Origin of the sequence: Amycolatopsis circi, from assembly GCF_003385235.1 — a bacterium.
Classification (GTDB): Bacteria; Actinomycetota; Actinomycetes; order Mycobacteriales; family Pseudonocardiaceae; genus Amycolatopsis; species Amycolatopsis circi.
This window is the reverse complement of sequence record NZ_PQIA01000074.1, coordinates 1-23,503: the sequence shown is the minus strand read 5'-3', so window position 1 is coordinate 23,503 and position 23,503 is coordinate 1. Positions and strand designations below refer to the sequence as shown.

Sequence of the window (23,503 nt, the reverse complement as noted above, 5' to 3'; positions counted from 1 at the left end):
CTGCTGTGCAGGTCACGACGAACGCGCCCCGAGCGATCTCGAGGCGCGCGTCCGACAAGCGTATCTCGCCACAGGCGCTGGGGAGAAGCGGATAGTCCCGTTACTCTCACCCCATGGAGAACGCAGCCAAGCAGACCGGCAAACCGATCCTCATGCGGCTCGGCATCGGCCTGTTCGCCATCGGCATGCTCGCGGTGGCGACGGTGTTCGTGCTGTTCGCCGCCGGACTCGAAAACCTGCCGGTGTGGCTCAGCGCGGCCGCCGGGGTGATCACCCCGCTCGGCCTGCTGCTCGGGCTCATCGCCCTGATCCAGGAAGCCCGCGCCGGAAAGCACGGCTGACCTGGGCTTACCGCCGGATCAGACCACCGTCCCCACGAAGGTCCGGACGAACCACTCCGGAAATTCGACCAGCGAGTCGAACACCACGTCCGCGCCTTCGACGGTCAGTTCCTCCCGGGTGCACGGACCGGTCGCCACGCCGACGGACACCGCGTTGGCCGCTCGCGCGCCCCGCACGTCGCCGAGGTGGTCGCCGACGTACGCCCGCGCCCCGTGTTCCAGCAGGGCCGCCGCCTTCTGCGTGGACCACAGCTCGCCCACCAGGTCGTCGACCTTCATCCCCAGCGCGTCGAGGTGCAGCTGCGCGTTGGGCCCGTACTTGCCGGTGACCACGACCGTGCGCCCGCCCGCCGCCCGGACCGCCTCCAGCGCCTCGGCCGCGCCGGGCAGCGCGACCGTGCTCGGCACGACCGTCTCCGGGTACAGCTCGCGGAACTGCCAGATCAGCTCGGGAATCCGGTCCGCCGGCGCGCCGAAATCGCGCAGCGCCTGGTCGAGCGGCGGCCCGAGGTTCGCGGCGAACGCCTCTCCGTCGAACGGCAGCCCGGACTTCTTGCCCAGCGCGTTCATCGCCGCGACCATGCCCGGCCGCGGGTCGATCAATGTCATGTCGAGGTCGAACCCCACCGTGATGCCCACGTCCCACACGGTAGCCGTCCGCACCGACAGTTCCGGCGAGCCGCTGTACACGTGCACCATCCAGGTAAACCTTCTTGACACAGATTCTGTCTGTGTCAAGCTGGCGGTGTGACCAGCTTCACCGAGCGAACCAAGGCGACGCTTCGCGAGACGCTGCTGGACGCGGCCGCGGACCTGCTCCCCGACCGCGGCCACCAGGGTCTCCGGATGGCCGACGTCGCGGCGAAAGCCGGGGTCAGCAGGCAGACGGTCTACAACGAGTTCGGCAGCAAGGCGGCGCTCACCCAGGCCGTCGCGCTGCGCGTCGCGGCGGAGTTCCTCGACGGGATCCGCTGCCGGTTCGAGGACGCGGAGAGTTTGCTCACGGGCATCCGCGGCGCGGTCGTCTACACGATCGAACACGCCAGGGAGAACCGGCTGATCGCGGCGGCGCTCGGCACCGAGGCCGGCGAGGATCTGCTTCCGCTGCTGACCTCGCGCGGCGAGCCGATCCTCACCGCGGCAGCCGATCTCGCGGCGCAGCAGTACCTCGCGCTCGAACCCCGGCTCACGCCGGAAGCCGCCGCGCTGCTCGCCGAAACCGTGGTCCGGCTGTCGCTGAGCCACCTGGTGCTGCCGACGCATTCCGCGTCCGAGGCCGCGGAGTCGGTCCTCGCGGTGCTTGCCCCCGCCATCGACCAATTCGTCCACAATGGAGTGAAACGAGAGGGCCAGTCATGACCGAGACGCTTCCGGAACTGCGCAGCGGATTCTCGTCCCTGCGCAAGGGCGGGCTGAACTGGGACTCGTTCCCGTTGCGGCTGTTCGTCAAGGGCAACAAGAAGTTCTGGAACCCGGCGGACCTCGATTTCAGCCAGGAACGCGCGGGCTGGGAAAGCCTGACGCCCGAACAGCAGCGCTCCACCACCTACCTCGTGGCGCAGTTCATCGCGGGCGAGGAGGCGGTGACCGAGGACATCCAGCCGTTCCTGCGCGCGATGTCGTCCACCGGCCGGTTCGGCGACGAGATGTACCTGACGCAGTTCTGTTTCGAGGAGGCCAAGCACGTCGAGGTCTTCCGGCGCTGGATGGACGCTGTCGGGCTGGACGACGACCTGCACTCCTACGTCGCGGAAAACCCGCACTACCGCAAGCTTTTCTACGAGGAGCTGCCGCAGTCGCTGCGCGCGCTGGAGGCCGATCCCAGTCCGCTCAACCAGATCCGTGCGAGCGTGACGTACAACCACGTGATCGAAGGCAGCCTCGCGCTCACCGGGTATTACTCGTGGCAGCTGATCTGCACGCAGAACCAGATCCTGCCGGGAATGCAGGAATTGGTGCGCCGCATCGGCGACGACGAACGCCGGCACATGGCGTGGGGCACGTTCACCTGCCGCCGTCATGTCGCTGCCGACGACGCGATGTGGGACGCGGTGCAGGAGCGCATGGGCGAGCTGCTGCCGCACGCGCTCGGCATGATCCAGTGGGTACAGGACCAATTCGAGGAAGTTCCGTTCGACAACGATCCCGAAGAGTTGATCCAGTACGCCGCCGACCGCGCCCAGCGCCGCCTCGGGGCGATCGAATCCGCGCGGGGCACGCCGGTCGAGCAGATCGACCTCGACTACTCGCCCGAGCAACTCGAGGAGACCTTCGGCGAGGAAGACGAAAAGGCCCTCGCCGAAGCCGCCGCAGCAGCCTCTGCCTGACCTCCTCGTGAGTGTTTATGCCGGTTCTAACCCAATGCCGCGTAGCTTAATTTGATCATGGCCTCTGACCTGCGGCTTCTTCGCGGTTAGCGACTATCGTGGCGAATCTCCGGCGGCGACCGGTGAGTCCATCGTCGCTGGTCACGAGCCTTACTAAATGAGACCGGTTTTCGTTGTCAACATAAGCTACGTGGCATTGGGTTCTAACCGGCATAAACACTCACGAGGGTCACGCGTGCTTCTGCGACGCCGCCTGCTCCAGTCCCAGCAGGGTCACCGACTGCTGGCGCATTTCGACCTTGCGCACCTTTCCGGTGACCGTCATCGGGAATTCCTCGACCACGTGGATATAGCGCGGGATCTTGTAGTGCGCCAGTTTGCCCTGGCAGAATTCGCGAACCGCTTCGATGGTCAGCGGCTGCGCGCCCTCGCGCATCCGGATCCAGGCCATCAATTCCTCGCCGTACTTGACGTCCGGCACGCCGATCACCTGCGCGTCCAGCACGTCCGGGTGGGTGTAGAGGAATTCCTCGATCTCGCGCGGGTAGATGTTCTCGCCGCCACGGATCACCATGTCCTTGATCCGGCCGGTGATGTTGAGGTAGCCCTCGTCGTCCATGATCGCGAGGTCGCCGGTGTGCATCCAGCGCGCGGCGTCGATCGCCTCGGCGGTCTTTTCCGGTTCCTCCCAATAGCCGAGCATCACCGAATAGCCGCGGGTGCACAGTTCGCCCGGAGTGCCGCGCGGCACGGTCAGCCCGGTTTCCGGATCGACCACTTTGGACTCCAGGTGCGGGCCGACGCGGCCCACCGTGGACACCCGGCGCTCCACCGAATCGTCGGCGCGGGTCTGCGTGGACACCGGCGACGTCTCGGTCATGCCGTAGCAAATGGACACCTCGGTCATCCCCATCCGGTCGATGACCTGCTTCATCACCTCGACCGGACAAGGCGATCCGGCCATGATGCCGGTGCGCAGCGAGCCGAGGTCGAACGTCTCGAACTCCGGATGGTTCAGCTCGGCGATGAACATCGTGGGCACGCCGTACAGCGACGTGCAGCGTTCGGCGGCGACCGCGGCGAGCGTCGCCTTCGGGTCGAACGCCGGGGCCGGGATGACCATGCACGAACCGTGGCTGGTGCACGCGAGATTGCCCATCACCATGCCGAAGCAGTGGTAGAAGGGCACCGGGATGCAGACCCGGTCCTCCTCGGTGTAATTGCACAGCTCGCCGACGAAATAGCCGTTGTTGAGGATGTTGTGGTGGCTGAGCGTCGCGCCCTTGGGGAAGCCGGTGGTGCCCGAGGTGTACTGGATGTTGATCGGGTCGTCGGCGGACAGCCCGGCCTGCAGCTGCGCGAGCCGCGCCGGATCGCCGCCGCGGCCGGATTCCATCAGCTCCGTCCACGAGGAAGTGCCGAGCAGCACGACCGCTTCGACGCCCGCGCAGTCCGGCCGGACCTCCTCGATCATCGCGGCGTAGTCGGACGTCTTGAACTTGTCCGCGGCCACGAGCATCCGGATGCCCGCCTGGTTGAGCACGTACTTCAGTTCGTGCGAGCGGTAGGCCGGGTTGATGTTGACGAGGATCGCGCCGATTTTCGCCGTCGCGTATTGGAGGAACGTCCATTCCGCCCGGTTCGGCGACCAGATGCCGACGCGGTCGCCCTTGCCGACGCCGGACGCCAGCAGCCCGTGCGCGAGGGTGTCGACCTCGGCGGCGAGTTCGCGGTAGGTCCAGCGGGCGCCTGCCTCGCGGTCGACGAGCGCGTCCCGGTCTCCGAACGCGGCCACGGTGCGGTCGAAATTGTCCCCGATCGTGTCGCCGAGCAGAGGGACGCTGGAAGTCCCGGAGGCGTAACTCGGCAGTGCAGGCGCGTCAGGCATGGGTGCCTCCCGATGGCGGTCTTCGTCGACGAAGCAGAGTCTAAGCTTGATTTCGGACCTTTCCGCCACCCTCGTTATGGGGTGCGCGCGCACGAGCGGCTGATCGTCGTGCGCGTTCCGCTACCCTCGGTGCGGGTTGTTTCGTGCACGAGGGGACTGGGACGTTGCCAGAGGAATTTTCCCTGGGCTGGACCGAGACCGACGTGGCGGTGCGGCGCTCCGGGCTGCCAGCGTCGTGGCATCCGTTCGAGATCCGCAGCGCGGGCGCGACGATGACCGAGCACAACCGGCTGGCCGAAGAGGCATGGAACGCGCTGCGCGGCAGGGGCCTCGCCGACGCGGAGAAACTCGACCGGGACGTCGAAGCGACCCTGCGCGCCTGGACGAAGCCCGACGTGCTGATCATCGTGCGCGCGGCCGAACTGCCGTCCGGGACGGTGTTGTATCGCGCGTGCATCGGCGAGGGCCTCGGCGTGTTCTCGGAAGAGGTAGCCGACGGGCTCCGCTTCCAGCAGGTCCGGCCGGAGCGACTGGTGGATCTGGTGCTGAGCATGTTCCCGCCCTATCCGGCGCTGCCCGTTTCCCCGGTGGCGATCACCCAAGCCCCGCCGCCGAAGCGCAACGCCCCGGCTCCGGCCCCCTCGCGCCAGGATCGCGACGCGCTGGCGGGGTACTCGCAGTGGCCGCTGCACCGGCACGGAACCGTGGAACTTTCGCTGCGTCCAGGGCAAGGCACGCTGCGCCCGATCTCGACCGCGACGTTCGTCGACACGGATGGCGGGCGGTACCTGACGTTCTCGGAACCGTTGTCCGACGGCGGATTCCGACTGCACTTCACGCCTTCGACCGGCACGCACCTGCGGAAGTGGCTGCTGGAGACGATCGAAGAGGGCGTGCGCTGAGAATTCAGGGCTAATCCCCGATGCCTTCACCCGCTCGGCGGGGCAGGATCGGTTTCATGGACCCGAGTGCCCAGAACGAATTCCACCTCGTCGACGCCTTCACCGACCAAGCCTTCGCCGGCAACCCAGCAGGCGTTGTCGTGCTCAAGCAGCCCGCGGACGCAGGGTGGATGCAGCAGGTCGCGGCGGAGATGAAGCACTCCGAGACCGCGTTCGTCGTCAATACCGGCGAAGGAGCCAAATCGCTCCGCTGGTTCACGCCCACCGACGAGGTCTCGCTCTGCGGGCACGCCACCATCGCCGTCACGCATGTCCTTGGCGGACACCAGGTTTACGACACTCTCAGCGGCCAGCTGACCTGCACCAAGGCCGATGGTTGGATCGAGATGGACTTCCCCGCCGACCCGCCCGTCGAGACCGGCGAAGACCTCTCCCACATCCTCAAGACGCCCGCGAAGTTCACCGGACGGGCTCGCGAGAACCTGTTCCTGGTGCTCGACAGCGTCGAAGCGGTCCGAGACGCCGAGCCGGACCTCGACGCCCTCCGCGAGACCTGGACCGGACGGCTCATCATCACCGCGCAGGGAGACGACTTTGTCAGCCGGTTCTTCGGCCCCGGCGTAGGCGTCGACGAGGATCCCGTCACCGGTTCCGCACACTGCTCGCTGGCCCCGTATTGGGCGCGGCAGCTGGGCAAAACCGCTCTGGTCGGACAGCAGATCTCCGCCCGGGGCGGAACTGTGCGCACCGAAGTCCGCGAGGACCGCGTGCTGCTGCGCGGCCAGGCCGTCACCGTAGTGAGCGGGGAGTTGTACGTCTGATGCGACTGATCCTCAACGTGATCTGGCTCGTCCTCGCCGGTTTCTGGATGGCGCTGGGCTATCTGCTGGCCGGAGTCATCTGCTGCGTCCTGATCGTCACGATCCCGTTCGGCATCGCGTCGTTCCGGATCGCGAACTACGCGCTGTGGCCGTTCGGCCGCACCGTCGTCGACCGCCGAGAGGCCGGAGTCGGTTCGTTCGTCGGCAACGTGGTCTGGTTCCTGGTCGCCGGGCTGTGGCTCAGCATCGGCCACCTGATCACCGGGGTGCTGCAGTGCATCACGATCATCGGCATTCCGCTGGGACTGGCGAACTTCAAGATGATCCCGATCTCGCTGATGCCGCTGGGCAAGGAGATCGTGGACTCCTGAGGCCCAGCTAGCCGGGCGGACTCCATGGCGTCCCTGGCCAGCGGCCACGAGGCGAGATCAGTGATTTCGCCTTTTCTGATGGCGTGGCGCGCCAGGAAGAACTTCTCGTCTATCCGCGCGGCGGCACGCACGAGGTGATCGTCGCCGATGAGCGCTTCTGGCCCACCTCCGACCACCCGTCGCCAAGGCCGTGAACACGATCCCCAAGGTCGTGTTCTCCAGAACCCTGACCACCGCGGACTGGCCCGAGACCCGGATGGCCAGCGGCGACCTCGCGGAGGAGATCGCCAAGCTCAAGGCCGAGCCGGCAAGGATCTCGTCGCTGCGGGCGGCACCGAATTCCTGCATGCCTGGTGAAGAGCACGGCCTTCCCGTCCGGGATTCTCGAACTGCGGTGCTAGTCCTCCGGCTCGAACGGCAGCTTCACCACGAGGCACGGCCCGCCGACGAACAGGCCGCCGTCGATGCCCAGCGCTTTGCCGCCGGCGTAGAGGTACGGGCCCTCGATCTGCGTCGGGTGGATGCCCAGCTGGTCGGCGATCACGCTGTGCCCGTGGACGATCCGCGAACCGCCCAGTGCGCCGAGGAGCCGGTCCGCGTTCTCCTCGCCGTCCGGGCCGCGGAAGGCGTACCGGGTGGTCATCCGGCGCCACACGTCCCACCAGGCCTCGATGTTGCTGCCGGAGAGAATGTCGCGCGCGGTGGCGTTGATCGTGTCGAGGTCCTCGCCCCAGTCGAGGTACTCGAGGGTGTCCGAGTGCAGCAGCAGGTGGTCCTCGTCGACCGCGACGAGCGGGCGTTCGCTGAGCCATTCGATGTGCTCGGGGGTGAGCCGGTCCTGGTCCGACAGCAGGCCGCCGTTGATCTCCCAGCTGCGCGCGAAACTGCGCGGCCCGAACTCGGACGGCACCGGACGGTCGCCGAAGTGGTACATCCCCAGCAGCAGGATCTCGTGGTTGCCGAGCAGCATCTGCACCGAGCCGCCCGACTCGGCCGCCTGCTCCCGCAGTTCGCGCACGAAATCGATCACCCCGACGCCGTCCGGGCCGCGGTCGGTGAAGTCGCCGAGAAACCACAACCGGTCGTCGACGCCGGCCCATGTGCCGTCGCTGTCGACCAGGCCCTCGGCGCGCAGCGCGTCAACCAGGGCGTCCCGGTGCCCGTGGACGTCGCCCACCACATAGACGCTCATCGCTCGACGATATGCCCTGATCCCGGCCGGTGGGCGGTCAGCCTTCGCCGAACGGGTCGAGCGTTCGCCCGATCAGGTCGGCGACCGAGCCGATCACCTTCGTCGGCCGGTACGGGTAATTCTCCACCGATTCCTCGTTCGAGATGCCGGTGAGCACCAGGATGGTCTGCAGCCCGGCCTCGATCCCGGAGTGCACGTCGGTGTCCATCCGGTCGCCGATCATCAGCGTCGACTCCGAATGCGCGCCCAGCCGGCGCAGCGCCGAGCGCATCATCAGCGGGTTCGGCTTGCCGACGTAATACGGCGAGCGGCCGGTGGCCCTCTCGATCAGCGCCGCGACGGACCCGGTGGCCGGCATCGAGCCCTCGACGCTCGGGCCGGTCGCGTCCGGATTGGTCGCGATGAACTTCGCGCCGCCCTCGATCAGCCGGATCGCGCGGGTGATCGCGCTGAAGCTGTACGTGCGGGTCTCGCCGAGCACGACGTAGTCCGGGTCGCGTTCGGTCAGCACGTAGCCGACCTCGTGCAGCGCCGTGGTGAGCCCGGCCTCGCCGATCACGAACGCCGAGCCGTTCGGCCGCTGCGACGCGAGGAACTTCGAGGTGGCGAGCGCCGAGGTCCAGATGGACTCCTCCGGAATGTCCAATCCGGTGCGCAACAACCGCGCGCGCAAGTCGCGCGGGGTGTAGATCGAGTTATTGGTGAGCACTAAAAAGTCGATATCGTTGTTCCGCAGTTCGGCGAGGAACTCGTCCGCCCCCGGGACGAGGTGTTCCTCCCTGACCAGCACACCGTCCATGTCGGAGAGATACGTCCACCGGCCTTCGCTCATGCGCGAAAATCTATCACGCGCGCGAGACGCCTGCGGCATACGAGGAAAACGGCTACAGTGGAAATTGCCGGGTATCGCGAGGGGAGTCGCGCTCCCGGTCACCGAGGGGGTTCGGGGGAATCTTTTCCGCAAGCGCCGGCGTAATCGCCGTTGCGCAATTCTTCCTGCCCCTTGCCTTGAAGGGGAGAAAGCACATGACCGAAATTGCCGAACGTCCGGCAGCCGTCGGCCCGATCACCGGTCCGACCTGGGGATTGACCAAGTTCCTCGACCCGCTTCCAGTTCCGCCGGTGCTGCGGCCGCCGTGGTGGGGCCAGGACATGATCACCATTCCGATGGTGGCGAAACAGCAGCAGCTGCACTCGCAATTGCCGCCGACCACGTTATGGACCTATGCGGGACATTTCCCGGGTCCGACAATCGAAGTGCGCAGCGGCAAACAACTGCGGATTTCGTGGTCGAACGAAATAACGGGCAAGTTCCCGCTGGTCGCCGTTCAGGGCCCGGTGGCCGACGGGCCGACCAGCCGTCCCGGCCGCGAACTCGACCGGCCCGGCTACTCGATCGTCGACGGCGTCGCGGACCTGCCCTCCTGGACCGTCGTCCACCTGCACGGAGCCCGCACCAACGCGAGCAACGACGGATGGGCGCACAACGCCGGGCTCCAGGGCACTTCGCAGCTCGCCGAGTACCAGAACCGGCAGCAGGCGATGCCGCTCTGGTACCACGACCACGCCATGGCGATCACGCGCTTCAACGTCCACACGGGCCTGGCCGGCATGTACCTGATCCGCGACGACGAGGAGGACGAACTCGACCTGCCCAGCGGCGATCGCGAGCTGCCGCTGATCCTGACCGACCGCAACCTCGACGTCGACCCGGCGACCGGCCAGCTCACCGGGCAGCTGCTGTACAAGTTCCCGTACGTGCCGAACGGGCCGATGATCCCGTTCTCCGGTCCGTTCACCCTGGTCAACGGCGTGATCTGGCCGCACCTCGACGTCAGCGCGCGGTGGTACCGCTTCCGGCTGCTCAACTCGGCCAACTCGCGGTTCTTCACGCTCGACCTCGTCGACGAGAACAACGTGCCGCAGAACGACGCCGTCCGGCTGATCGGCACCGACGGCGGGTTGCTGCCCGCGCCCGCGCCGCTGCCGGCCGGCGGGCTGACCGTCGCGCCCGCCGAACGGTTCGACGTGCTGATCGACTTCAGCCGGTTCAAGGGGCAGAACGTCAAGCTGCGCAACGCCAAACCGGGCGGGGTCGAGCCGGACGTCATGGAATTCCGGGTGGACAGCCACGCCAGGCACGATTCGTTCGAACTGCCCGAAAAGCTCTCGACGTCCTACATTCGGATCAAGCACGGTTCGACGCAGCCCGAGGACCACGACCACGTCTGGGTCGCGCTGCTGCTCAACGCCAGCGGTCACCCGGAGATGTGGGACCTCGAACAGGTCGACGCCGATCCGGGCGGCAAGGGCATCATCCAGATCAACGACCCGGCGGGCGGGCTGAAGACGTTCCGGATGATCGGGCGGCTCTTCGACGACACCACCGGCATCTTCATCGACCACGACAAGTGGGCGGTGTGGAACATCGTGCACGTCGCCAGCGGCGGGCCCGCTCATCCGTTCCACATCCACCTGACCGAATTCCAGGCGCTCTTCCGCCGCAGCTTCACCACGACGTTCGACCCGGCCGCCGAGCGCACCGCCAAGCCGATCGACGGGTTCGCCGACGTCCCGCTGGAGAAGTACGAGGAGGGCTGGAAGGACACGATCATCGTGGACCCCGGCCAGTGGGTGAGCGTCGCCGGCCAGTTCGGCGGCGGCACCGGCGAGTTCATGTACCACTGCCACATCCTCGACCACGAGGACGAGGGAATGATGCGGCCGTTCGTCGTGCACCCGCCCGAGGTGGCGAAGTTCCACGTCCACCCGGGCGGCGGCCACCACCACGGCGGCTGACCGGGCTGCCGAGCGCCGCGTGGGGGGACGCTCGGCTCAGGAGGCCGCGGCCGGGTGCACTGCCACGGTCGCGGCCTTCACCGACAACGTCACTACCGGCTCCAGCGCGAGTTCGGCGACCGCGGCCGGGGTGAGGTCGGCGGTCAAGCCGCGTGCCCAGCCGCCGCCCTCGACGGAAGTGCCGCGCGCCGCTGGCCTGTTCAACGCCACCTTGGCGTTTCTCCGCGGGCCACAGTGCCGACGGAACGCGGCGTGCTCCCCGGTGCGGGGTGCGGCTGTCCGTGAGGGGAACCCTGAGGGACTCTGAGTCCCTCAGGGTTCCCCTCACGGACACGAGCAAGCGGCCGCAAGGGCAGAGGGCGGGCGTTTCGGCGAGGTTGGCGTCCTTGTGGACGGTGGGCAATGCCGAAGGTCGCACGGCCTAAGTCCCTGGCATTGGATCTCCGCGCACGCAGCGCCGCGCACAACGGCTGCTGAGAAAGCCTCGTTGGGATGGCACAGGTCAGGAGGCCGCAGCCGGGTGCACCGCCACGGTCGCGGCCTTCACCGACAACGTCACCGCCGAGCCCGGCTCCAGCGCGAGTTCGGCGACCGCGGCCGGGGTGAGGTCGGCGGTCAAGCCGCGGGCCCAGCCGTCGCCCTCGGCCCGGACGCGAATCACCGGGCCGTGCGGTTCCAGCGCCGCGACGACGGCGTCGGTCGTGTTGCGCGGACTGCCGTGGTGCTCGCCGTCGTGCGGATAAACGGCGACGGCGTTCGGCGCGAACACCGCGACCGCCTCCTCGCCGACCACGGTGTCCGGCGTCAGCAAACCTGTCACCACCTCGCCGGAAGTGGTCCGCAGGCCGTCTTCGACCGCCGTGCCCGCGACAAGGTTCAGCCCGGCGATCCGCGCGGTGAAAGCAGTCCGCGGCGCCGCGAGCACCTCACGGGTCGGCCCGCGTTCGACGATCCGGCCGCCGTTCATCACCGCCACGTGGTCGGCCAAGGCCAACGCGTCCAGCGGATCGTGCGTGACCAGCACGGTGGTCGGGCCGTCGCGCAGCACTCGGCGCAGCAGGCCGCGGATCGCCGGTGCCGAGTCCACGTCGAGCGCGGCGAACGGCTCGTCCAGCAACAACAGATCCGGTGCGGACGCCAGCGCCCGTGCGATAGCCACCCGCTGCTGCTGCCCGCCGGACAGCTGGCTCGGCCGCCGGTTGGCGAACTCCGCCGCGTCCACTTCGGCCAGCCACAGCGAAGCGACCTCCCGCGCCTCCGCGCGGCTGGTGCCGGTCGAGCGCGGCGAGAACGCGACGTTGTCCAATGCGGACAGATGCGGGAAAAGCAATGCGTCCTGGGACAGCAGGCCGATCCGCCGTTCGTGCGGCGGCAAATCGACGTCGTTCCCGCACAGCCGCCGGTCGGCGAGCGTGACGTCGGCCGAGGTCACCGACAGCAGACCGGCGAGGCCACCGAGCACCGTCGACTTCCCGGAGCCGTTGGGGCCGAGCAGCGCGAGCACGGTGCCGCCGGGCACGGTGAGTTCGACGTCGAGCGAGAACTCGCCGCGGGTCAGCGCCAGCTTCGCGGAGAGCGTCACCGCAGCCCGCCTTCCCACGACCGCGGCCGCGCGACCGCGATGACCAGCACCGCGACCACGATGAGCAGCAACGCGAGCGCGACCGCGCTGTCGATGTCCACTTCGGCCTGGGTGTAGACCTCGAGCGGCAGCGTGCGGGTCACTCCTTCCAGACTGCCCGCGAACGTGATGGTCGCGCCGAACTCCCCCAGCGCGCGGGCGAAGCTCAGCACCACGCCGGAGCCCAGCGCCGGGAGCAGCAGCGGCAGCGTCACCCGGCGGAACACCGTCCACGGGCGCGCGCCGAGCGTCGAAGCGACCTGCTCGTAGCGGTCGCCGGAGCCGCGCAGCGCGCCTTCCAGGCTGACCACGAGGAACGGCATCGCGACGAACGTCTGCGCGATCACCACCGCGGCCGTCGTGAACGGCACCTGCTCGCCGGTCAGCCAGTTGATCAAGATGCCGAGGAAACCCTTGCGGCCCAGCAGGTACAGCAGGGCCAGGCCGCCGACCACCGGCGGCAGCACGAGCGGCAGCAGCACGATCGACCGCAGCATCCGCACGCCCGGCACCCGGGAGCGGGCCAGCACGATCGCCAGCGGAACGCCGAGCACCACACAGGCCACTGTGGACAGTGCGGCGGTCACCAGCGACAGCCGGAGCGCGTTCAGCGACGAGGACGTGACCAGCAGCGACGGCAGCCGGGTGAGGTCGGAGCGCACCAGGAGGCCGACGACCGGCAGCACCACGAGCGCCAGCGCGGCGGCGGCGGGGAACCAAAGGATCAAGGGCACCCGGGCGTGCGGCGGCCGGGTCTCGGCCGCCGCACCCGAGCGCGCCTTACTTGCCAGGGCCAAACCCGATCTTGGCCAGTTCGGCCTTGCCCTGCGCACCGAGGATGAAGTCGGTGAACTGCTTCGCCAGCGCCGCCTGCGGGGCGTTCTTCACCACCGCGATCGGGTACTGGTTCACCGCGCCCGAGGACTCCGGGAAGTCGACCTTGTCCACCTTGCCCGCGGCCGACGTCGCGTCGGTGACGTACACCAGCCCGGCGTCGGCGTCGCCCGACTGGACCTTGGCCAGCACCTGCTTGACGTTCGTCTCCTCGCTCACCGGCTTGAGCGCCTTGCCGGTGCTCTGCTCGACCTTCTGCGTGGCCGAACCGCACGGCACCTGCTGCGCGCACACGACCACGTTCAGGCCGGGCTTGGTCAGGTCGGCGAAGGTCTTGATGCCCTTCGGATTCCCCTTGGCCACGGCGATCGCGAGCTTGTTGGTCGCGAACACGCTCGGCTGGCCGTCGATCACGCCGTCCTGCACGGCCTTGTCCATGTTCTTCTGGTCCGCCGAGGCGAACACGTCGGCCTTGGCCCCGTTGTCCAGCTTCTGCACGAGCGAGGAGGAACCCTCGTAGTCGAAGGTGACCTTGACGCCCGGGTGCGCGGCCTCGAACTGCTTGCCCAGCACGTTGAAGGATTCGGTGAGCGAGGCCGCGGCGAACACGGTCAGCGTGCCGCTCGCGGCGCCGCCGGGGGCGGGCGCGGACGCGGAGCCCGCACCCGGGTTGGAGCTGGGCTGGTCGCCGGAGCTGCAGGCGCCGGCGAACAACGCGATCGCCGCGGTTCCGGCTACGGCGAGGGCGAGCTTCTTCATCTGGATCCTTCCGGGGTTTCCACCACGACGGTGGTCGCCTTGACCACGGCGACCGCGAGCACGCCCGGGCGCAGCCCGAGTTCGCGGACCGCCTCGGTGCTCATCAGTGACACCACTCGGTGCGCCCCGCACTGCAGTTCGACCTGCGCCATCACCTTGTCGGCGACGACCTCGGTGACGAGCCCGACGAAGCGGTTGCGGGCGGAGCGGCCGACCGCCGACGGGTCGTCCGGCTCGGACGCTTGTGCCCGGGCGAACCCGGCGAGCTGGGCGCCGTCGACGACCTTGCGGCCGGCGGCGTCGTCCGTCGCGGTCAACTGACCCGCACGGACCCACCGGCGGACGGTGTCGTCGCTTACGCCGAGCAGCCGAGCGGCCTCGGACAACCGAAATTGCGGCATGGCCGGAACATTATCCCCGCAGATGCGGAAAAGCTATGCGGGATGCGCGTTTTCGCGTAACGCTTCGAGCATTGCGAACTGATAACGGCCGAGGACTTTCCGTTCTGCGGAAGTGAACTCCGCGAGCACCTCGGCAAGGCGCTCGCGCACCCGTCCGGAGATCGCGGCAAGCCGTTCCCGGCCGGCCTCGGTGATCGTCACGAGCACCTTCCGGCGATCGGTCCGGTCGCGCTCGCGGAGCACCAGACCGGCCTTCTCGAGCCGGTCCAGCACGCCGGTCACCGCACCCGTCGACAAGCCGGTGAGCTGCCCGATTCGGCCTGGAGTAAGGGAATCCGCGGTTTGCCCGGCGAGTTCGAGCGCTTGCAGTTCGGTCGCCGAGAGCCCTTCGCGGGCCGCGTCGCGCGCGTGCTGGAGGACGGTGTGCGTGTGCAGTTGAGCCGCCAGCGCCGCGAAGTGAGTCAGCTCACTATTCGTCTCAGCGGTGCTCACCGAGTGCCTCCACATCGGAACCGAGGGTGGTTTCCAGGATTTTCGCAAGACTGCCTTTTCCGGCCGTGCCAGCTATCCTGAGCGTAATGACAGCAGTAGATCTCGGGTTTCCTCGCGTCCCCGGCAACCGAGGTCCGTCCGGCACGCCCCGGCCCGAGCACCCCGGTCTCGTCGATTCCTTCGGCCGCGTCGCGACGGACCTGCGGGTCTCCCTCACCGACCGGTGCAATCTCCGCTGCACGTACTGCATGCCGGCCGAGGGTCTCGACTGGATGCCGAGCGACCAGGTGCTCTCCGACGACGAGCTGGTCCGGCTCATGCGGATCGCGGTGGAGATGCTCGGCGTCACCGACATCCGGCTCACCGGCGGCGAACCGCTGCTGCGCCCGGGCCTGGAGCAGATCGTCGAGCGGATCACCGCGCTCGACCCGCGCCCCCGGGTGTCCATGACCACCAACGGGATCGGGCTGGCCAAGCGCGCGCCCGGCCTCGTCTCGGCCGGGCTCGACCGGATCAACGTGTCGCTGGACACCATCGACCGCGAGCGCTTCGCCGAGCTGACCCGCCGCGACCGGCTGCCGCACGTGCTGGCCGGCCTCGCCGCGGCCCGCGACGCCGGACTGTCGCCGGTGAAGATCAACTCCGTGCTGATGCGCGGATACAACGAGCACGAGGCTGTCCCGCTGCTGCGGTTCTGCCTCGAAGAGGGTTACCACCTGCGGTTCATCGAGCAGATGCCGCTGGACGCGCAGCACGGCTGGAACCGCCGCGACATGGTCACCGCCGAGGAGATCCTCGCGATGCTCGGCGAGGCGTTCACCCTCAGCCCGTTCCCCGCTCCGCGCGGCGGTGCGCCCGCTGAGCGCTGGCTGGTTGACGGCGGCCCGGGCGACGTGGGCGTGATCGCGTCGGTGACCAGGCCGTTCTGCTCCGCCTGCGAGCGCACCCGGCTGACCGCCGACGGAGCTGTCCGCTCCTGCCTGTTCTCGAACGACGAGACGGACCTGCGTTCCCTCGTGCGCGCGGGCGCGCGCGATGAAGAGGTGGCGGACGCGTGGCGGGACACGATGTGGCGCAAGCTCGCGGGCCACGAGATCAACGAGGCCGGCTTCGCGCAGCCGATCCGGCCGATGAGCGCGATCGGCGGTTGAGCCATGACCTCTCCTTCCGCGTCCTCTTCCGAGACGTCTTCTTCTCCGGTGACAGTCGTCGTCCGGTACTTCGCCTCGGCGCGGGCCGCGGCGGGCACCGAGGAGGAGAAGGTGGAGCTGACGGCGGGCGCGACCGTGGCCGACGCCGTCCAGGCGCTGCGCGAGCTGCACCCCGGGCAACTTTCCCGGGTTCTCGACGCGGCGAGTTTCCTGGTCAACGAGGTGGCGGTCCGCGATCGCGGCCGCGCGCTCGGTGACGGCTCCCACCTGGACGTCCTTCCGCCGTTCGCCGGCGGGTGAGCCGCCGAGAAAGCCCCGTGCACCCGGCTGAGCGCCGCACTGACCGGCGGACCGGCCGTTCCCAGTCGATTGGTCCGGACCACGGCGAATGGCGGCACTGGCGCGCTGAGCGGTCATTCCTCTTTATCCCTACGCTCCGAAGTGTTTCGCTCACGGCGTATTCGGGCAACTCAAAGAACCACTCGGCGGGCAGTGGCCGCTGGTTGACGAGTGGGTTAAAGTGCCCGCCCTTATCTGCCGCGAATGGCCCCTTGACGCGTTATCGACGTGACCCAAGACTCACGATCCGTGAAATATCTCGGCTAGAAAACGGCCAGATAACGACGCTCTGACCAGCGCAAACAGGCGGATCGAGCGAGGTTGCGTGCCGTTACTGTGACGTAGGTCACACCTCGAATGATTTCCGATCACGCTCGGAATTACGTACCGTCGCTTTTCGGTTGGCCCCGACCGACCAAGCAACACCGGGAATCCGTAGCGCCCAGCTCTGTCCAACGGATCCCCGGACCCATACCCCGAGCGAAAGCATTTCCGGACAGAGACGAGGGGACGAAGACGGCGCGTCGTGCGACGTCCGCGTCAGCCGCCCGGCAACGGGCGGACGGGCTCCCAACCCGACCCGCAGCAGCAAGCTCGTAGGCGCAGGAAGCGAGAAGTTTCAAATGTCGTACCGAGGCAAGCACCGCAAGATGTCCGCTGCCACCCGCACCATCGCCCGTGTCGCAGTCGCGGGTATCGCGGTCGGCGCCCCCCTCGCGATCGCCGCGACCCCCGCGTCGGCGACCAACTGGGACGCCATCGCGCAGTGCGAGAGCGGCGGCAACTGGAACACCAACACCGGAAACGGCTACTACGGTGGTCTCCAGTTCACCCAGAGCACCTGGAAGGCCTACGGCGGCACCGGCAGCCCGCAGGGCGCGTCGCGTGACCAGCAGATCGCTGTCGCCGAGCGCGTGATGCAGGGCCAGGGCCCCGGCGCGTGGCCGGTGTGCAGCAAGAAGGCCGGCAGCTCGGCCTCCTCGCACAAGGCGACCCCGAAGAAGAGCACCGCCACCAAGAAGGCGACCCCGAAGAGCATTGCCCCGAAGAAGCAGCAGGTCACCCAGCCTGTCGCGGCCGCGGTGGCGAACTCGAACCCGAACGGTGACTACACCGTCGTGGCGGGCGACACGCTCTCCAAGATCGCCAAGGCGCACAACGTCCAGGGCGGCTTCCAGAAGCTGCAGGACCTGAACAAGCAGTACGTGTCGAACGCGAACTTCATCGTGGTCGGCCAGAAGCTCGCCACCAAGTGAATCCGAGCCTCCTCGTGAGGCGGGTTCCGGCGCAGCAGCTGCTGTGACAGAACGTCCGAAGGGCCCCACCGCGTCAAATCCCCTGGCGGTGGGGCCCTTCGTCGTGTCCGGGCTCGTGAGTGTTCGTGCCGGTTAGAACCGGCGTAGCCACTCACGAGGGGGTCAGGGCGAGTTGACCCATTCGTCGGTGCCGTCGGTGAAGTGCTGGTGCTTCCACACCGGAAGCCGCGCCTTCACCTCGTCCACCAGCTCCGCGCACGCGGTGAACGCCTGTCCGCGGTGCTCGGCGGCGACCGCGCAGGCGAGCGCGACGTCGCCGATCGCCAGCGCGCCGACGCGATGGCTCACCGCTACCGCCCGCACGCCCTTCCAGCGCGCCGCCAGGTCGTTGACGACCTCGGCGAGCACGTCACGGGCCGTCGGGTGGCCCTCGTAGGTCAGGTCGCGCACGCCCTTGCCGCCGTCGTGGTCGCGGACCACGCCGGAGAACGTCACCACGGCACCCGCCGCGTCGTCCTCCACCAGCTGCGCGTGCTCCTCGACCGACAGCGGCTGGTCGCTCACGTCAGCCCGCAGGATCCGGACCGCCGGACCGGCCTGCGCGGGCTCGCGCGGGTGGTCTCCACCGGCGAGCTGGTCCACCGCGTGCTCGAGGATGTCCGACAGGACCCGCAGACCGTCCTTCACGCCGCCGCTCGACCCCGGAAGGTTCACGACGAGGGTCCGGCCCGCCACTCCGGCCACGCCGCGCGACAGCACGGCTGTGGGCACCTTCGGCAGTCCGGCCGCGCGGATCGCGTCCGCGACGCCGGGCAGCTCGTAATCCAGCACCGCGCGGGTGACGTCCGGGGTCCGGTCGGTCGGCGAGATGCCGGTGCCGCCGGTCGTGAGGATCACCTGCACGCCGTCGGCCACCGCCGCGCGCAGCGCGACGCCCACCGGATCGCCGTCCTCGACGACGACCGGCGGCGGCACGTCGTAGCCCCGGTCGGCCAGCCAGGCGACGAGCACCGGGCCGGTCTTGTCCTCGTAGACGCCTCGCGCGGCGCGATTGGACGCGACGATGACACGTGCGGTGCTCATGGCCGCTCCCAGGTTCCGGTCTTGCCGCCGTCCTTGCGCAGCAGCCGCACGTTGTCGAGCGTCGCGGCCGGGTCGACGGCCTTGATCATGTCGTGCAGCGTCAGCCCGGCGACCGCGACGGCGGTGAGCGCCTCCATCTCGACCCCGGTGACGTCCTTGGTCTTGGCCGTCGCGCTGATGTGGACAGCGGCACCGTCCAATTCGAACTCCACCTTGACCCCGGAAAGCGCGATCTGGTGGCACAACGGGATCAGCTCGGGCACGCGTTTGGCGCCCATGATCCCGGCGATCCGCGCGGTCGCCAGCGCGTCGCCCTTGGGAAGGCCGTTGGCCGAAAGCAGGCCGACGACCTCCGCCGTGGTGTGGACGGTCCCGCCGGCGAGCGCGGTGCGCGCGGACGCCGTCTTGCCGGAAACGTCGACCATCCGGGCAGCGCCGGACTCGTCGACATGGCTGAGTTCACTCACGCCCGCGAGGCTACTGCGCAACTTCGCCCAAAGTCCGTGAAGGGCTCCTTGCGGGAATCAGATTCCCGCAAGGAGCCCTTCACGGACGGAACGAGGCGGGGTCAGCCAGCGCGTTCGGCGCGGACGGCGTTGCGCACCGCTTCGGCGACCGCCGGGGCCACCGCGCTGTCGAACACGCTCGGCACGATGAACGACGCGTTGAGCTTGCCGTTGTCCACCACGTCGGCGATCGCGTCGGAGGCGGCCAGCAGCATGTTGTCGTCGATGTTGTGCGCGGCGGCGTCGAGCAGGCCGCGGAAGACGCCCGGGAACGCCAGGACGTTGTTGATCTGGTTCGGGAAGTCGCTGCGGCCGGTGGCGACGACCGCGGCGTGCTTCTGCGCCTCCAGCGGATCGATCTCCGGGTCCGGGTTCGCCAGCGCGAAGACGACCGCGTCGTCGTTCATCGTGGCGACCTGCTCCGCGCCGAAGAGGTTCGGGGCCGAGACGCCGACGAAGACGTCCGCGCCGACCAGCGCGTCGTGCAGGGTGCCGGACTTGCCGTCCTTGTTGGTGTGCTCGGCGATCCAGGTCAGGTTGTCGTCGAGGTTGCCGCGGTCGGGGTAGACGATGCCGTCGATGTCGGCGGCCACGATGTCGCCCGGGTTCTTGCGCAGCAGCAGGCGGATGATCGCCGAACCGGCCGCGCCGACACCGCTGACCACGATCTTGCAGTCCTCGATGTTCTTCCCGACCACGCGCAGCGCGTTGCGCAGCGCGGCGACCACGACGATCGCGGTGCCGTGCTGGTCGTCGTGGAAGACCGGGATGTCCAGCTGCTCGCGCAGCCGCTTCTCGATCTCGAAGCAGCGCGGCGCGGCGATGTCCTCGAGGTTGATGCCCGCGTACACCGGCGCGAGCGCCTTCGCGATCATGATGATCTCTTCGGTGTCCTGGGTGTCCAGGCAGACCGGCCACGCGTCGACGTCGGCGAACTTCTTGAACAGCGCCGCCTTGCCCTCCATCACCGGCAGCGCGGCGGCCGGGCCGATGTTGCCGAGGCCGAGCACGGCGGAGCCGTCGGTGAGCACCGCGACGGTGTTGCGCTTGATGGTCAGCCGGCGCGCGTCCTCGGGGTTCGCGGCGATCGCCTGGCAGACGCGGGCGACGCCCGGCGTGTACGCGCGGGAGAGGTCGTCACGGTTGCGGAGCGCGACCTTGGGGCTGACCTCGATCTTGCCGCCGAGGTGGATCAGGAACGTCCGGTCCGAGACCTTGCGCACGCGCACGCCCGGCAGCGAGTCGAGCGCCGCGGTGATGTCCTGCGCGTGGTTTTCCGACAGCGCGTTGGCGCTGATGTCGATGACGATGGTGTCCGCGTGCGACTCGACGACGTCGAACGCCGTCAGCACGCCGCCGACGCGGCCGACCGCGGTGGTGAGATCGCCCGCGGCCGTGGACGAGGCCGGGGCCTCGACCCGGACGGTGATCGAATACCCGGGACCGGGAACCGGCATGACACGTACTCCCCGCTGGTGGAGTGGGTTCGGACGGCTCGAATCTAGTCCGGTGACCCGCGCCACCACACCCCAACCGGGTGACTGACCAGTAACTTCAGCCTCGTGAGTGTTTACGCCGGTGAGAACCGGCATCGCCACTCACGAGGGGTCCGCAGGTCAGCGGTTGATCTCGGTCTCCGGGTGCACGTAGGGCACCTGCTCGAGCGGGAAGGCCAGGTCGCCGAACGGCGAAAGCGCTCCCTGCCGGTCCGAGGACAGCTCGGTGACCGGGTGCTCGCCCGGCTCGCCCGGCCACGTCGGGTCGATGCCCTTGTTCTGCTTGTCGCCCTTCGCCACTGCTTCCTCCGAGGCCCTCGTCCGGCTAACTCGACCACAGTCTGCCCGAACACGTCTCGTGCGCGCGCACCCGCCCGGTATCCTGGGTGTCTATGCCCGCGACCTCTCTGGCGGACTGGCTGCGTGCGGAGTCCGACGACGCACTCGCCGAACTGCTGCGCACGCGTCGCGATTTGTCCACCCCTCCTCCGTCCGACACCACTGTGCTCGCCACGCGCGCGGGCACGCCGGGGTCGGTGGCTCGCGCCTGCGAAGACCTCGACACGTTCACCCTCGCGGTGATCGACGCGCTGCTGGTCTCCGGTGCTGACGTCGAGCCGGCGCCGGTGTCCGCGGTGACGGCGCTGGTCGGCCGCGACGTCAGCGAACCGCTCGCCCGGCTGCGCGCTCGGGCGCTCGTCTGGGGTGCCGACGACGAGCTGCGGGTACCGCCCGCGGCCCGCGACGCCCTCGGTCCGTTCCCGGCTGGGCTCGGCGCGCCGGCGCCCGCGCTGGCCGCCACCGACCTCGACGCGCGACTCGCGGAGGTCGGCAACGACGAGCGGGCCGTACTCACCGCGCTCGCCGCCGGGCCGCCGATCGGCCGCACGCGCGACGCGAGCTTCGACGTCGGGCTGTCCGACGCGGCCACGCCGGTGCAGAAGCTCCTCGCGCGCGGCCTGCTGCTGCGCCGCGATGACCAGACCGTCGAACTTCCCTGCGAACTCGGCCTGCTGCTGCGCGGCGGTCGCGCGTTCGAACCGGACACGCTCGTCGAACCAGAGCTGCCCGTCCATCCACATCGGACGAACACAGTGGACGAAACGGCCGCCGGCGAAGCGATGGAGTTGTTGCGGCAGACGGAGTCCCTGCTGCGGATGTGGTCGGATTCGCCGCCGCCCGTACTCAAGGCGGGCGGGCTCGGAGTGCGCGAGCTGAAGAAGGTCGCCAAGGATCTCGAAGTCGACGAGACTCGCGCGACGCTGCTCGCGGAGCTGGTCGTCGGCGCGGGACTCGTTGCGGACAGCGAAAACACCGCCCCCGAATATGTGCCCACCATGCTCACCGACAGCTGGCTCGCGTCGCCGTCGGTGCAGCGGTGGATGACGCTCGCGCAGGCGTGGCTGGAACTGCCGCGACTGCCGGGTCTGGCCGGTGGCCGGGACCCGAAGGACAAGCCGATCGCGCCGTTGTCCGAGGAGCTGCGACGGCCGCTCGCGCCTGTTTCGCGGCACCGCGTGCTCACTGCGTTGGCGGAGCTGAATCCAGGCGCAGGCGTGAAAAGCGTCGACGAACTGGTGGCCGTTCTGGCCTGGCGCGCGCCTCGACGAGGTGGTCGACTGCGCGACGAAACCGTGCGCTGGACGATGGGCGAGGCGACCGCGCTGGGCCTCGTCGGCCTCGGTGCCCTCACCACCGCCACGCGGCTTTTGCTGGAAGACGACCGCTCCAGCGCCGTCGAAGCGATGCACGACGCGCTGCCCGCGCCGATCGACCACGTGCTGGTGCAGGCTGACCTGACCGTGGTCGCGCCGGGCCCGTTGGAGCCGGAACTGGCGGCGGACATGGCCGCGGTCGCGGACGTTGAATCCGCTGGGCACGCAACGGTTTACCGCGTCACCGAGCCGTCGGTGCGGCGCGCGCTCGACACCGGACGGACCGCGGACGAGTTGCACGCGATGTTCCGCAACAAGTCCGCGACTCCGGTACCGCAGGGCCTCACGTACCTGATCGACGACGTCGCCCGCCGCCACGGCCGATTGCGCGGCGGCACCGCGGGATCGTTCCTGCGCTGCGACGACGAGGCGCTGCTAGCCGAGGTGCTCGCTCATCCAGTGGCGACGGAATACGACCTGCGGCTGATCGCGCCGACGGTGCTGATCAGCTCCGCGCCGCTGGCCGAAGTACTGGAAGCCTTGCGCGGCGCGGGTTTCGCCCCCGCGGCGGAAGGCCCGGACGGCCGGGTGGTCGACCTGCGCCCCACCGGACGCCGACTGCCCGCCCGCGCCCGCGCGGCTCGGGCCCGTCCGGGCGAGCAGGCGGTGCTGACCGACGAACAGGCGACGCGGATCGTCTCGAACCTCCGCGCGGGAGACCAGGCTTCGGCCCGCCGCCGGGGTTCCACGGTGCGCGCGCCCGGCGGCGGAGGTGCGGACACGACGGCGACGTTGGATCTGCTGTCCCGTGCGACGCTTGAGCAGCGCGAGGTGTGGATCGGTTTCGTCGATTCACGTGGGACGGCGAGCCAGCGAGTGGTCCGCCCGCTGCGGGTCGGCGGCGGGGTGCTGGAGGGCGCGAACCACGAGCGGTATCCGTTGCACCGCATCACTTCCGCGGCTCTGGTCGAGGACTGACGCCGCACCACTGTGGCATTGGGTGCATCTGACGCACCCAATGTGGCGTTCGTTGTAGCGGTGCTGGCCAGGGGGATGCGGAGCATCGCCTGGTGGGACGGGCTGCGTGGCTCGGTTCCGGCGAAGGTCCGTGAGGGGAACCCTGAGGGAATCAGATTCCCTCAGGGTTCCCCTCACGGACCTCGGCACCGCAAACCAGGCCCGTCAACGGGGCGAGAACCCCGGCGCGCTACTGAGAAAACCACTTTGGGGTGCTTTCGGTGGGAGTCCGGGATTGCACGGGCGGGGCGG

At 69.0% G+C, this 23,503-nt stretch carries 24 protein-coding genes and 1 pseudogene; 11 read left to right on the top strand and 14 right to left on the bottom strand.

Going from position 1 to position 23,503, the window contains the following annotated elements; translation table 11 throughout:
• Positions 1–113 precede the first annotated feature (113 nt).
• Positions 114–341, top strand: coding sequence for a hypothetical protein (locus D0D37_RS27630; RefSeq protein WP_037807785.1), 228 nt, complete (start codon positions 114–116; stop codon positions 339–341).
• Positions 342–359: 18 nt separating this feature from the next.
• Here the strand turns inward: D0D37_RS27630 and D0D37_RS27625 are convergent, their stop codons facing one another.
• A complete protein-coding gene (locus D0D37_RS27625; protein WP_116203535.1) occupies positions 360–980 on the bottom strand; it encodes an HAD family hydrolase in 621 nt (206 codons plus the stop codon).
• 108 nt (positions 981–1,088) lie between these two features.
• Here D0D37_RS27625 and D0D37_RS27620 point away from each other — a divergent pair, with 108 nt between their 5' ends.
• A complete protein-coding gene (locus tag D0D37_RS27620; protein WP_116203518.1) occupies positions 1,089–1,700 on the top strand; it encodes a TetR/AcrR family transcriptional regulator in 612 nt (203 codons plus the stop codon).
• On the top strand, positions 1,697–2,668 hold the full coding sequence (locus D0D37_RS27615; protein WP_116203517.1) for a R2-like ligand-binding oxidase: 972 nt from the start codon (positions 1,697–1,699) through the stop codon (positions 2,666–2,668). The genes D0D37_RS27620 and D0D37_RS27615 overlap by 4 nt, the downstream gene beginning before the upstream one ends.
• 229 nt (positions 2,669–2,897) lie before the next feature.
• On the opposite strand, the gene D0D37_RS27610 is transcribed toward D0D37_RS27615, so the two are convergent.
• Complete coding sequence (locus D0D37_RS27610) at positions 2,898–4,556, bottom strand: AMP-binding protein (protein ID WP_116203516.1); 1,659 nt, start codon at positions 4,554–4,556, stop codon at positions 2,898–2,900.
• A gap of 143 nt (positions 4,557–4,699) precedes the next feature.
• Between D0D37_RS27610 and D0D37_RS27605 the strand changes: the two genes are divergently transcribed.
• The 3 genes from D0D37_RS27605 to D0D37_RS27595 are packed head-to-tail and all read left to right on the top strand — an operon-like array spanning position 4,700 to position 6,650.
• A complete protein-coding gene (locus D0D37_RS27605) occupies positions 4,700–5,458 on the top strand; it encodes an ESX secretion-associated protein EspG (RefSeq protein WP_116203515.1) in 759 nt (252 codons plus the stop codon).
• A gap of 56 nt (positions 5,459–5,514) precedes the next feature.
• Positions 5,515–6,279: a PhzF family phenazine biosynthesis protein gene (locus D0D37_RS27600; RefSeq protein WP_116203514.1), complete on the top strand. Its 765-nt coding sequence runs from the start codon at positions 5,515–5,517 to the stop codon at positions 6,277–6,279.
• On the top strand, positions 6,279–6,650 hold the full coding sequence (locus tag D0D37_RS27595) for a YccF domain-containing protein (RefSeq protein WP_116203513.1): 372 nt from the start codon (positions 6,279–6,281) through the stop codon (positions 6,648–6,650). Before D0D37_RS27600 ends, D0D37_RS27595 begins: the two co-directional genes overlap by 1 nt.
• A 397-nt stretch (positions 6,651–7,047) precedes the next feature.
• On the opposite strand, the gene D0D37_RS27585 is transcribed toward D0D37_RS27595, so the two are convergent.
• Positions 7,048–7,842: a metallophosphoesterase gene (locus D0D37_RS27585; RefSeq protein WP_116203512.1), complete on the bottom strand. Its 795-nt coding sequence runs from the start codon at positions 7,840–7,842 to the stop codon at positions 7,048–7,050.
• A 37-nt stretch (positions 7,843–7,879) separates the two neighbouring features.
• Complete coding sequence (locus D0D37_RS27580) at positions 7,880–8,674, bottom strand: HAD-IIA family hydrolase (protein WP_116203511.1); 795 nt, start codon at positions 8,672–8,674, stop codon at positions 7,880–7,882.
• Positions 8,675–8,868: 194 nt separating this feature from the next.
• Between D0D37_RS27580 and D0D37_RS27575 the strand changes: the two genes are divergently transcribed.
• Positions 8,869–10,641, top strand: a complete 1,773-nt coding sequence (locus D0D37_RS27575; protein WP_116203510.1) for a multicopper oxidase domain-containing protein — start codon at positions 8,869–8,871, stop codon at positions 10,639–10,641.
• A gap of 36 nt (positions 10,642–10,677) precedes the next feature.
• Here D0D37_RS27575 and D0D37_RS27570 read toward each other — a convergent pair.
• The 6 genes and pseudogenes from D0D37_RS27570 to D0D37_RS27545 form a co-directional block, all read right to left on the bottom strand.
• A pseudogene (locus D0D37_RS27570) lies at positions 10,678–10,812 on the bottom strand (molybdenum ABC transporter ATP-binding protein); the annotation flags it as partial.
• A gap of 331 nt (positions 10,813–11,143) precedes the next feature.
• Entirely contained in the window at positions 11,144–12,223 is a 1,080-nt protein-coding gene (locus D0D37_RS27565) for a sulfate/molybdate ABC transporter ATP-binding protein (RefSeq protein WP_116203509.1), read from the bottom strand.
• On the bottom strand, positions 12,220–12,987 hold the full coding sequence (locus D0D37_RS27560; RefSeq protein ID WP_116203534.1) for an ABC transporter permease: 768 nt from the start codon (positions 12,985–12,987) through the stop codon (positions 12,220–12,222). The genes D0D37_RS27565 and D0D37_RS27560 overlap by 4 nt, the downstream gene beginning before the upstream one ends.
• 55 nt (positions 12,988–13,042) lie before the next feature.
• On the bottom strand, positions 13,043–13,855 hold the full coding sequence (gene modA / locus D0D37_RS27555) for a molybdate ABC transporter substrate-binding protein (RefSeq protein ID WP_116203508.1): 813 nt from the start codon (positions 13,853–13,855) through the stop codon (positions 13,043–13,045).
• Complete coding sequence (locus tag D0D37_RS27550) at positions 13,852–14,256, bottom strand: TOBE domain-containing protein (protein ID WP_009083933.1); 405 nt, start codon at positions 14,254–14,256, stop codon at positions 13,852–13,854. Before D0D37_RS27550 ends, modA begins: the two co-directional genes overlap by 4 nt.
• 33 nt (positions 14,257–14,289) lie before the next feature.
• Positions 14,290–14,748, bottom strand: coding sequence for a MarR family transcriptional regulator (locus D0D37_RS27545; RefSeq protein WP_244223689.1), 459 nt, complete (start codon positions 14,746–14,748; stop codon positions 14,290–14,292).
• An 86-nt stretch (positions 14,749–14,834) separates the two neighbouring features.
• Here D0D37_RS27545 and moaA point away from each other — a divergent pair, with 86 nt between their 5' ends.
• From moaA to D0D37_RS27530, 3 genes are all read left to right on the top strand, one after another.
• On the top strand, positions 14,835–15,899 hold the full coding sequence (gene moaA, locus D0D37_RS27540) for a GTP 3',8-cyclase MoaA (protein WP_116203506.1): 1,065 nt from the start codon (positions 14,835–14,837) through the stop codon (positions 15,897–15,899).
• A 3-nt stretch (positions 15,900–15,902) separates the two neighbouring features.
• A complete protein-coding gene (locus D0D37_RS27535) occupies positions 15,903–16,199 on the top strand; it encodes a MoaD/ThiS family protein (protein WP_116203505.1) in 297 nt (98 codons plus the stop codon).
• 662 nt (positions 16,200–16,861) lie between these two features.
• Positions 16,862–17,494: a LysM peptidoglycan-binding domain-containing protein gene (locus tag D0D37_RS27530; RefSeq protein WP_116203504.1), complete on the top strand. Its 633-nt coding sequence runs from the start codon at positions 16,862–16,864 to the stop codon at positions 17,492–17,494.
• Positions 17,495–17,656: 162 nt separating this feature from the next.
• Here D0D37_RS27530 and D0D37_RS27525 read toward each other — a convergent pair whose 3' ends face one another.
• The 4 genes from D0D37_RS27525 to D0D37_RS27510 all read right to left on the bottom strand — a co-directional run bounded on the left by D0D37_RS27525 (position 17,657) and on the right by D0D37_RS27510 (position 20,879).
• On the bottom strand, positions 17,657–18,577 hold the full coding sequence (locus D0D37_RS27525; RefSeq protein WP_116203503.1) for a molybdenum cofactor biosynthesis protein MoaE: 921 nt from the start codon (positions 18,575–18,577) through the stop codon (positions 17,657–17,659).
• Entirely contained in the window at positions 18,574–19,044 is a 471-nt protein-coding gene (moaC, locus tag D0D37_RS27520; RefSeq protein WP_116203502.1) for a cyclic pyranopterin monophosphate synthase MoaC, read from the bottom strand. The genes D0D37_RS27525 and moaC overlap by 4 nt, the downstream gene beginning before the upstream one ends.
• 101 nt (positions 19,045–19,145) lie before the next feature.
• Positions 19,146–20,540, bottom strand: coding sequence for an NAD-dependent malic enzyme (locus D0D37_RS27515; RefSeq protein ID WP_116203501.1), 1,395 nt, complete (start codon positions 20,538–20,540; stop codon positions 19,146–19,148).
• A gap of 159 nt (positions 20,541–20,699) precedes the next feature.
• Positions 20,700–20,879: a hypothetical protein gene (locus D0D37_RS27510; RefSeq protein WP_116203500.1), complete on the bottom strand. Its 180-nt coding sequence runs from the start codon at positions 20,877–20,879 to the stop codon at positions 20,700–20,702.
• A gap of 92 nt (positions 20,880–20,971) precedes the next feature.
• On the opposite strand from D0D37_RS27510, the gene D0D37_RS27505 reads away from it, so the two are divergent.
• Positions 20,972–23,212 carry a helicase-associated domain-containing protein gene (locus D0D37_RS27505; RefSeq protein WP_116203499.1) on the top strand — a complete coding sequence of 747 codons (2,241 nt, stop codon included), beginning with the start codon at positions 20,972–20,974 and terminating at the stop codon, positions 23,210–23,212.
• Positions 23,213–23,503 lie beyond the last annotated feature (291 nt).